The sequence below is a fragment of the Roseomonas sp. TAS13 genome (genome assembly GCF_001950415.1).
Taxonomy (GTDB): Bacteria; Pseudomonadota; Alphaproteobacteria; order Acetobacterales; family Acetobacteraceae; genus Roseomonas; species Roseomonas mucosa.
The window spans coordinates 1-7,826 of sequence record NZ_BDLP01000207.1; the positions used below are offsets into that span (position 1 = coordinate 1).

Consider the following 7,826-nt stretch of genomic DNA (forward strand, 5'->3'; position numbering starts at 1 on the left):
ACACCTCTCTATGCTGACGTCGAGACTTGTGATCAAGAGACAGGAGGGAACATCGGTATTACCGGAAGCAAGCCATGGCCACCATCGTCACCAGCAAAGGGCAGGTCACCATCCCGAAGCCGGTCCGGGACCTGCTTGGCATCACCACCGGCACCGCCGTCGAATTCCAGGTCGCACCGGATGGCCGGGTGGTGCTGGCACGCGCCGATGACGCGGCCGCCCCCCGCAGCCGCTTCGAGCGGCTGCGGGGGGCGGCCGGGCATGGCATGAGCACCGACGAGATCATGGCCCTGACGCGGGGCGACTGAGGAGGCGAGCGAGGCGGGTCCGGAGGGCGAACCTGGGGTATGACGCTGGTCGATACCAATATCCTGCTCGACCTGGCCACCGACGACCCGAACTGGGTGGACTGGTCCATCCGGCAACTCGATGCCGCGGCTGTCGCCGGCCCATTGCTGATCAACGACATCGTCTATGCTGAATTGTCGGTCCGCTTCCCGGCGATCGAAGCCGTGGATGCCTTTCTGGAAGAGGCTGGAATCGTGCTCCAGCCGATGCCCCGGGCGGCCTTGTTCCTGGCTGGCAAGGCCTTCCAGAACTACCGGGCACGCGGCGGGTCACGGACAGGTGTGCTTCCAGACTTCCTGATCGGCGCCCATGCTGCCGTCGCGAAACTGCCCCTGCTCACGCGGGATGTCGGACGCTACCGCAGCTATTTCCCCTCCGTCGCCCTGATCGCACCCGGAGCCTGACAGGCTTCCGTGAGTGCCCCCGGGGGGACACCCTCCCCCCGAAGCACGGCAAGGCTGCTCAGCCTCGCGAAGTGCGCTGCAGCGCCATCCAGACCTTCTCCGGCGTGGCGGGCATGTCCACCGGCTCGGCCCCGGCGGCGCGCAGCGCATCGGCCAGGGCGTTCATCACCGCCGGCAGCGAGCCGGCGCAGCCGGCCTCGCCGCAGCCCTTGGCGCCGACCGGGTTGGTCTTCGCCGGGACGGGGCGGGAGGCAGTGAGGATCGGCGGCAGGTCCTCGGCACGCGGCAGGGCGTAGTCCATGAAGGAGGCAGACAGGATCTGCCCGCCCTCGTCATAGGAGACGCGCTCCATCAGCGCCTGGCCGATGCCCTGGGCGACGCCGCCATGCACCTGCCCCTGCACCATCAGCGGGTTCACCTCGACGCCGAAATCGCTGACGGCGAGGTAGCGCACGAGATGCACATGGCCGGTCTCCGGATCGACCTCGACCTCGGCGACGTGGCAGCCATTGGGATAGGCCATCGGCTTGTCCTCGGTGACATGCGTCACGTCGAGGGAGCGCAGATCCTCCGGCAGTTCCGGCGCGGCCCGCATGCGCGCGGCCAGTTCCAGGATGCCGATGCCGCGATCCGTGCCGGCGATGGCGAAGCGGCCATTCTCCGGGTCGAACTCGATATCCGCCACGGCGGCTTCGAGGAGATGCGAGGCGGCCTCGCGGCCCTTCTCGATCACCTTCTCCGAGGCCTCGATGATCGCGGTGCCGGAGGACATCATGGAGCGCGAGCCGCCGGTGCCGCCGCCGTGCTTCAGCAGGTCGGAATCGCCCTGGATCAGCCGGATGCGCTCGAAGGGCACGCCGAGGCGGCTGCCGAGGAGCTGCGCGAAGGGCGTCCAGTGGCCCTGGCCGTAGTCGAGCGTGCCGGTGATGATGGTGACGCCGCCATCCTCCTCGAAGCGCACGCCGCCATGCTCCTTGCCGGCGGGGGCGGTGCATTCGAGGTAGTTGCCGAGGCCGCGGCCGCGCAGCAACCCGCGCGAGGCGCTTTCCTCCCGCCGGGCCGCGAAGCCGTCCCAGTCGGCCTGGCGCAGCGCCTCCTCCATCAGCGCGGTGAACTCGCCGCCATCGTACCGGCTGCCGGAGGCCGCGTCATAGGGCATCTGCTCGGGGCGGATATGGTTGCGGCGGCGCAGTTCCAGCGGGTCCATGCCGATCTGCGCCGCGGCGGCCTCGACCAGCCGCTCCATGTAGTAGTTGCCCTCGGGCCGCCCGGCGCCGCGATAGGCGCCGACCGGGCTGGTGTTGGTGAAGACCGACTTGGTGTCCACCTCGATCAGCGGCGTGGCGTAGTTGGACTGGACGTTCTTCACGAAGCCCATCGTGCCCATCAGCGGCCCGACCGTGGTGAGATAGGCGCCCATGTTGGCGAAGGAGGTCAGCCGCACCGCCAGGAAGCGTCCCTCCGCGTCCAGCGCCAGCTCCGCCACCGTCTCGTGGTCGCGCCCGTGCTGGTCGGACACGAAGGAGCCGGAGCGCTCGTCGGTCCACTTCACCGGCCGGCCCAGCAGCCGCGCCGCGTGGAACATGCCGGGATATTCCGGATAGACCGTGCCCTTCATGCCGAAGGAGCCGCCGACCTGCGTGGTCAGCACATGCACCTTCTCCACCGGCACCCTGAGGATGTCCTCGGCGATCTGGCGGCGCAGGCCGAAGACGCCCTGCGAGCAGGCGCGCAGCGTGTAGCGCCCGCTTTCCGCGTCATATTCCGCGATGGCGGCACGCGGCTCCATCGCGGCCACCACGATGCGGTTGTTGCGCAGCGGCAGCTTCACCCGGTGCGCGGCGGTGGCGAAGGCGGTGGCGACCTTTTCCGCATCGCCCGAATGCCAGTCCAGCACCACGTTGCCCGGTACGTCGTCATAGAGCTGCGGCGCGCCCGGCGCGGCGGCGGCGGAGGCCTCGGTGACGGCGTCGAGCGGGTCGATGTCCAGCATCACCGCCTCCGCCGCGTCGCGCGCCTCGGCCGGCGTCTCGGCGATGACGATGGCCACCGGGTCGCCGACATAGCGCACGCGGTCCGTCGCCAGCGCCGGGCGGACCGGCGAGGCGAGCGGGCTGCCGTCGCGATTCTTCAGCGGCATGGCGCATCTGATCGGGCCGTATTCCGCGAGATCGGCACCGGTGTAGACCGCCAGCACGCCCGGCATGGACTTCGCCTCGGCCGTGTCGATGCCGTTGATCACGCCATGGGCATAGGGGCTGCGCACCATCCAGGCATGGGCCTGCCCCTCGGCCTGCAGGTCGTCGGTGTAGTGCCCCTCCCCCCGCAGCAGCATCGGGTCCTCCCGTCGCGTGACCGGCTGGCCCACGGCGAAGCGCATGCGGCTGGGATCGGGCATGTTCGTATCGGGCATGGCGGAGCCTCCGGAAGCGGACGGATCGGTGTGCGGCCCAAATGGGGCGGGACAGACGAGGCGGGCCGTCAGCCTGTCCACCAACAGGGATGGAGGCAAAAACCGGGCTGGGACGGGGAATCCCGTCTTGGCTTGGCGGACGGCCGGGAGGATGGTGCGCCCGTTTCAACGCGAGGGGAAGTCTATGGACGGCGGCTGGCGCGCTCGGGCGGGATCGCCCTTCACCACGCAGAAGGCCCCGGCCAGCGGCAGCCGCGGCATGGCGGTGACCAACCACCCGCTGGGTTCCGCCGCCGCGGCCGAGATGCTGGCGGCCGGGGGCAATGCGGTGGACGCCGCCATCGCCGCCTTCTTCGCCCTTTCGGTGGTCGAGCCGATGATGACCGGGCCGCTGGGCGGCGGGCTGACGCATCTGCGCCTCGCCGACGGGCGCCACATCATCGTGGACGGGCTTTCCGCCGCGCCGCTGGCGGGGTCGGGGACGATGTACACCCCGGCCTCCGAAGACCCGGCGCGGCGCATGGAGACGCTGGGCCGGGCCAACACGGTCGGCCCCCTGGCCGTCGCCTCGCCGGGCGCGCTGCGCGCCTGGTGCGACATCCTGGCCCGCTACGGCACGCTGCCGCTCGCGGATGTGATGGAGCCGGCGATCCGCCACGCGGCCCGGGGCTTCGCCGTCACCACCTATCTCGCCGACTGCATCGCCGATGCCGCGGGCGATCTGGCGCGGGACCCGGAGATGGCGCGGGTCTTCCTGCCCGGCGGCACGCCGCTGAAGGCCGGGGCGCGGCTGGTCCAGGGCGACACGGCCGAGACGCTGCGCACCATCGCGCAGGAGGGGCCGGACGCCTTCTACCGGGGCGCGCTGGGGCAGGCCGCCTGCGACTGGTTCGCCCGCAACGGCGGCATCCTGACGCGGGAGGACCTCGCCAGCACCGCCCCGGTCGAGCGCGAGCCGGTGCGCGGCACCTATCGCGGGCATGAGGTGGTCGGTCCCCCCGCCCCCTCCGCCGGCGGCATGCACATGGTGCAGATGCTGAACTTCCTGGAGGGCTTCGACCTCCGTGCCCTGGGCTTCGGCACGGCGCCGACCCTGCACCGGATCGCCGAGGCGCTGAAGCTCGCCTTCGCCGACCGCGCCATGGTCACCGCCGACCCGGCTTTCGTGCGCATCCCGGTGGAGCGGCTGGTCTCCAGGCCCTATGCGGAGGAACGGCGGGCCGGGTTCGACCCCGGCCATGCGCGCGACTGGGCGCCCGGCGTGGCACCGCTCGACGAGAGCGCCGACACCACCCATGTCACCACCGCCGATGCCGCCGGCAACGTCGTGGCCATGACGCAGACCATCAACGGCCTCTTCGGCGCGCGGGTCCGCATCCCCGGGCTGGGGCTGATCCCCAACAACTACATGTGCAACTTCGACCCGCGCCCGGGCCTCGCCCAGTCCGTGGCGCCGGGCAAGCGCATCACCACCTCCATGGCGCCGACCATCGTGCTGCGCGACGGCAGGCCGGTCTTCGCGCTGGGCCTGCCGGGCGGGCTGAAGATCTTCGGCTCGGCCATGCAGGCGGTGCTGAACATGATCGACCACGGCATGAGCCCGCAGGAGGCGGTGGAGGCCCCCCGGATCTGGACCCAGGGCCTGGCGCTGGAGGCCGAGGGCGGCGTCGCCCCCACGGTGCGGGAGGAGCTGGCCGCCATGGGCCACGAGGTGGCGACGGTGCCGACCGTGGGCGGCGGCATGAACCTGATCGCCTTCGGGGAAGCGGGAATGATGACCGGCGCCGCCTGCTGGCGCGCCGACGGCACGCCCATCGGCGTGGCGGGCGGGCTGGCCAGGCCCGGCGTGCGCTTCGTGCTGGAACAGGCGCGCCGGTAACACCGCGCGCGACCGTTCCGTCACACGCCGCATGACGGAACCGGTCCCACAAGGCAGGGAGCGGCAGGCCGATGGACAGGGCCGCCTATGCCGCGCGCAAGGGCATCCGGAAGGTCGGGGCGGCGCCGGCGGGATGAGGAGGCCGGCTCAACCCGGCTCCTCGTCCTCCTCCGGCCGCCCGCGCTTCATGCGCCCGCGCGACAGCTCGCTCACCACGCCGTGCAGGGTCCGCAATTCCTGCTCCGTCACCTCGCCGCGCTGGAAGAGGTGGCGCAGGTTGCGGATCATCCCGGGCCGCTTCTGCGCGTTGCTGAGGAAGCCGCAGGCATCCAGCTCGGAGGTCAGGCGCCCGAGGAAGCCTTCCAGCTCCTCCTTGCTGGCGACATGCGTCTCGTTGGTCATGAGCTGGCGCGGCGGCGTCGCTTCGGCGGCGGTCCACCACTCATAGGCCAGCACCATCACCGCCTGGGCGAGGTTCAGCGACATGTGCGCCGGGTTCAGCGGATAGCGCACCAGCGTGTCCGCCCGCGCCATGTCCTCGTTGTCCAGCCCGGCGCGCTCCGGCCCGAACAGCACCGCTGCCCGCAGGCCCCGGCCGTTGATCCCGCGCAGGTCCTCGGCGGCGGCGCGCGCCGTGCGCACGGGGATGATCACATGGCGCGGCCGGGGGCAGGTGGCGAAGACGCGCTGGCAGTCCGCCACCGCCCCATCCACGGTCTCGTGCACCGTGGCGGCATCCAGGATGCGCCCGGCGCCGCTCGCCGTGGCCCAGGCGCGTTCCTGCGGCCAGCCGTCGCGCGGCGCCACGAGCCGCAGGTGGAACAGCCCGCCATTGGCCATGGCCCGCGCCACGGCCCCGATATTGTCGGCAAGCTGCGGCCGCACCAGCACCACGATCGGGCTCTCGCCCGGTGCCGGATGCAGGTCCGCGCCGCCATCCCGTCCCGTCATGCCCTCGCTCTCCCGCCTCGCGCCCGTGTCAGGCCGCGTGCATGCGTCGCCGGGCGCCCGGGAGCAAGGGGCCGCCGCGCGGGGCTCAGTTCAGCCGCTTGCGGATCGCCTCCAGTTCCTTGATCTCCCGCTCCTGCGCCGCGATCACGTCCTGGGCGATCTTCCTGATCTCCGGGTCCTTGCCATATTTCAGCACGGTCCGGGCCATGTCGATCGCCCCTTGGTGGTGCGGGATCATCCCGGCCACGAAGTCCTTGTCGGCATCCCCGGTGTAGGGGATGTCCATGGCCTTGTGCATCCGCTCCATCGCGGCACGGTATTCCGCCGTGCTCGGGCTCGATGCCGCCCTGCCCGTGGGCGGGGCCGTGGGGGCGGCGGGCGAGGCGCCATGGGTGCCATGACCGGCCATCTGCGCCATGGCGGGCTGGGCGAGGGTCAAGGTACCCAGCAGCAGCAGGGTGCGGAACATGGGGATTCTCCTTCCCGATCGTCTGGGCCGGACTCCGCCCGGCCCCTGGGAGGACAGGGCTGCGGCCTTCCCCTTGCGGGAAGGCAAGGGCGGCCCTCGCCCTTTCCGGACACGTTCGGCGGCGCGGCCCTGACCCATCCCAGTCATGTCCCGGGAACCGGAGTGTCATGCCCCTGTCACCGGCCCGTGCCATGCGTCCCGGCCCTCCCCGCACGCCGGAACAGGAATGCGCCGCCATGGATCACGCCGAAGTCGCCGCGCACTGGGAAGCCAATGCGGAGCACTGGACGCGTCAGGTCCGCGCCGGGATGGACGTGTACCGCGACGCGCTGAACACGCCGGCCTTCCTGGCGATGCTGCCGCCCGTGGCCAAGCTCGAGGGGATCGATATCGGCTGCGGCGAGGGCGCCAACACGCGGCAGCTCGCCCGGCTCGGCGCGCGGATGCGGGCGGTGGACATCGCCCCCACCTTCATCCGCCATGCGCGGGAGGCCGAGGCGGCGGAACCGCTCGGCATCGCCTATGGCGTGGGGGACGGCACCGCCCTGCCCTTCCCCGATGCGCGCTTCGACTTCGCCACGGCATTCATGTCGCTGATGGACATGCCCGACCAGGCCCAGGCGCTGCGCGAGGCGGCGCGGGTGCTGCGTCCCGGCGGCTTCCTGCAGTTCTCGATCCTGCACCCCTGCTTCGCCCCGCCCCGGCGGCGCGTGCTGCGTGACGGGGAGGGCATGGTGCTGGGAGTGGAGGTGTCGCGCTACTTCGACGACACCGGCGGCGCCGTGGACGAATGGCATTTCTCCACCCTGCCGGTGGAGGAACGCGCCGGCATCCCGCCCTTCCGCACGCCCCGCTTCCACCGCACCCTGTCGGGCTGGGTCTCGATCATCCTGGCGGCCCGGCTGCGCATCGAGGCGATGGGCGAGCCCTGCGCCAGCGAGGAACTGGCGCGGCAGGTGCCGACGGTGGCGGATACGCGGGTGGCGCCGCTCTTCCTGCATGTCCGGGTGCGGAAGGGCTGAACGGCGGAGCGCTCGTCCCGGACGCTCCGCCGCCGGCTCAGGCCCGGCGCCAGGTGGTGCCCTTCGGCCCGTCCTCCAGCACAACGCCCTTCGCGGCGAGATCGTCGCGGATGCGGTCTGCCTCGGCCCAGTCGCGCGCCTTGCGGGCGGCGAGGCGTGCCGCGATGGCGGCCTCGATCGCCGCCGCCTCGCCATCCGCTCCCCCTTGGCGCCAGCCCTGCGGATCGCTGGACAGCAGCCCCAGCACCCCGGCGGCCTCGCGCAGCGCCGCCGCCGCCGTGCCCGGCTCCGGCGCCCTGTCTCTTGATCACATCTACGCACAGCTCCACCGTAAGGCGAA

7 protein-coding genes and 1 pseudogene are annotated in these 7,826 nt (G+C 71.8%); 4 read left to right on the top strand and 4 right to left on the bottom strand.

Going from position 1 to position 7,826, the window contains the following annotated elements; all coding sequences use genetic code 11:
• The first annotated feature begins 74 nt into the window (after positions 1-74).
• Both ROTAS13_RS15415 and ROTAS13_RS15420 read left to right on the top strand, forming a co-directional pair.
• Complete coding sequence (locus ROTAS13_RS15415; protein WP_027297158.1) at positions 75-308, top strand: AbrB/MazE/SpoVT family DNA-binding domain-containing protein; 234 nt, start codon at positions 75-77, stop codon at positions 306-308.
• 39 nt (positions 309-347) lie between these two features.
• Positions 348-752, top strand: a complete 405-nt coding sequence (locus ROTAS13_RS15420) for a type II toxin-antitoxin system VapC family toxin (RefSeq protein ID WP_075822775.1) — start codon at positions 348-350, stop codon at positions 750-752.
• A 58-nt stretch (positions 753-810) separates the two neighbouring features.
• Here ROTAS13_RS15420 and ROTAS13_RS15425 read toward each other — a convergent pair whose 3' ends face one another.
• Entirely contained in the window at positions 811-3,165 is a 2,355-nt protein-coding gene (locus tag ROTAS13_RS15425) for a xanthine dehydrogenase family protein molybdopterin-binding subunit (RefSeq protein WP_075822776.1), read from the bottom strand.
• A 184-nt stretch (positions 3,166-3,349) separates the two neighbouring features.
• Here ROTAS13_RS15425 and ggt point away from each other — a divergent pair, with 184 nt between their 5' ends.
• On the top strand, positions 3,350-5,044 hold the full coding sequence (gene ggt, locus ROTAS13_RS15430; protein WP_075822777.1) for a gamma-glutamyltransferase: 1,695 nt from the start codon (positions 3,350-3,352) through the stop codon (positions 5,042-5,044).
• 147 nt (positions 5,045-5,191) lie between these two features.
• Here the strand turns inward: ggt and ROTAS13_RS15435 are convergent, their stop codons facing one another.
• Entirely contained in the window at positions 5,192-5,995 is an 804-nt protein-coding gene (locus ROTAS13_RS15435) for an RNA methyltransferase (protein WP_075822778.1), read from the bottom strand.
• A gap of 85 nt (positions 5,996-6,080) precedes the next feature.
• Positions 6,081-6,464 (bottom strand): DUF305 domain-containing protein, encoded by a 384-nt coding sequence (locus tag ROTAS13_RS15440; RefSeq protein WP_019460953.1) that lies wholly within the window; start codon positions 6,462-6,464, stop codon positions 6,081-6,083.
• 236 nt (positions 6,465-6,700) lie between these two features.
• On the opposite strand from ROTAS13_RS15440, the gene ROTAS13_RS15445 reads away from it, so the two are divergent.
• Positions 6,701-7,486: a class I SAM-dependent methyltransferase gene (locus ROTAS13_RS15445; protein WP_075822779.1), complete on the top strand. Its 786-nt coding sequence runs from the start codon at positions 6,701-6,703 to the stop codon at positions 7,484-7,486.
• A gap of 37 nt (positions 7,487-7,523) precedes the next feature.
• Here ROTAS13_RS15445 and ROTAS13_RS15450 read toward each other — a convergent pair.
• A pseudogene (locus ROTAS13_RS15450) lies at positions 7,524-7,763 on the bottom strand (cysteine--tRNA ligase); the annotation flags it as partial.
• Positions 7,764-7,826 lie beyond the last annotated feature (63 nt).

Bases quoted from the DNA above. Each gene is read 5' to 3' on its own strand.
- ROTAS13_RS15440 (WP_019460953.1), bottom strand. From the start codon at position 6,464: ATGTTCCGCACCCTGCTGCTGCTGGGTACCTTGACCCTCGCCCAGCCC.
- ROTAS13_RS15445 (WP_075822779.1), top strand. From the start codon at position 6,701: ATGGATCACGCCGAAGTCGCCGCGCACTGGGAAGCCAATGCGGAGCAC.
- ROTAS13_RS15425 (WP_075822776.1), bottom strand. From the start codon at position 3,165: ATGCCCGATACGAACATGCCCGATCCCAGCCGCATGCGCTTCGCCGTG.
- ggt (WP_075822777.1), top strand. From the start codon at position 3,350: ATGGACGGCGGCTGGCGCGCTCGGGCGGGATCGCCCTTCACCACGCAG.
- ROTAS13_RS15415 (WP_027297158.1), top strand. From the start codon at position 75: ATGGCCACCATCGTCACCAGCAAAGGGCAGGTCACCATCCCGAAGCCG.
- ROTAS13_RS15420 (WP_075822775.1), top strand. From the start codon at position 348: ATGACGCTGGTCGATACCAATATCCTGCTCGACCTGGCCACCGACGAC.
- ROTAS13_RS15435 (WP_075822778.1), bottom strand. From the start codon at position 5,995: ATGACGGGACGGGATGGCGGCGCGGACCTGCATCCGGCACCGGGCGAG.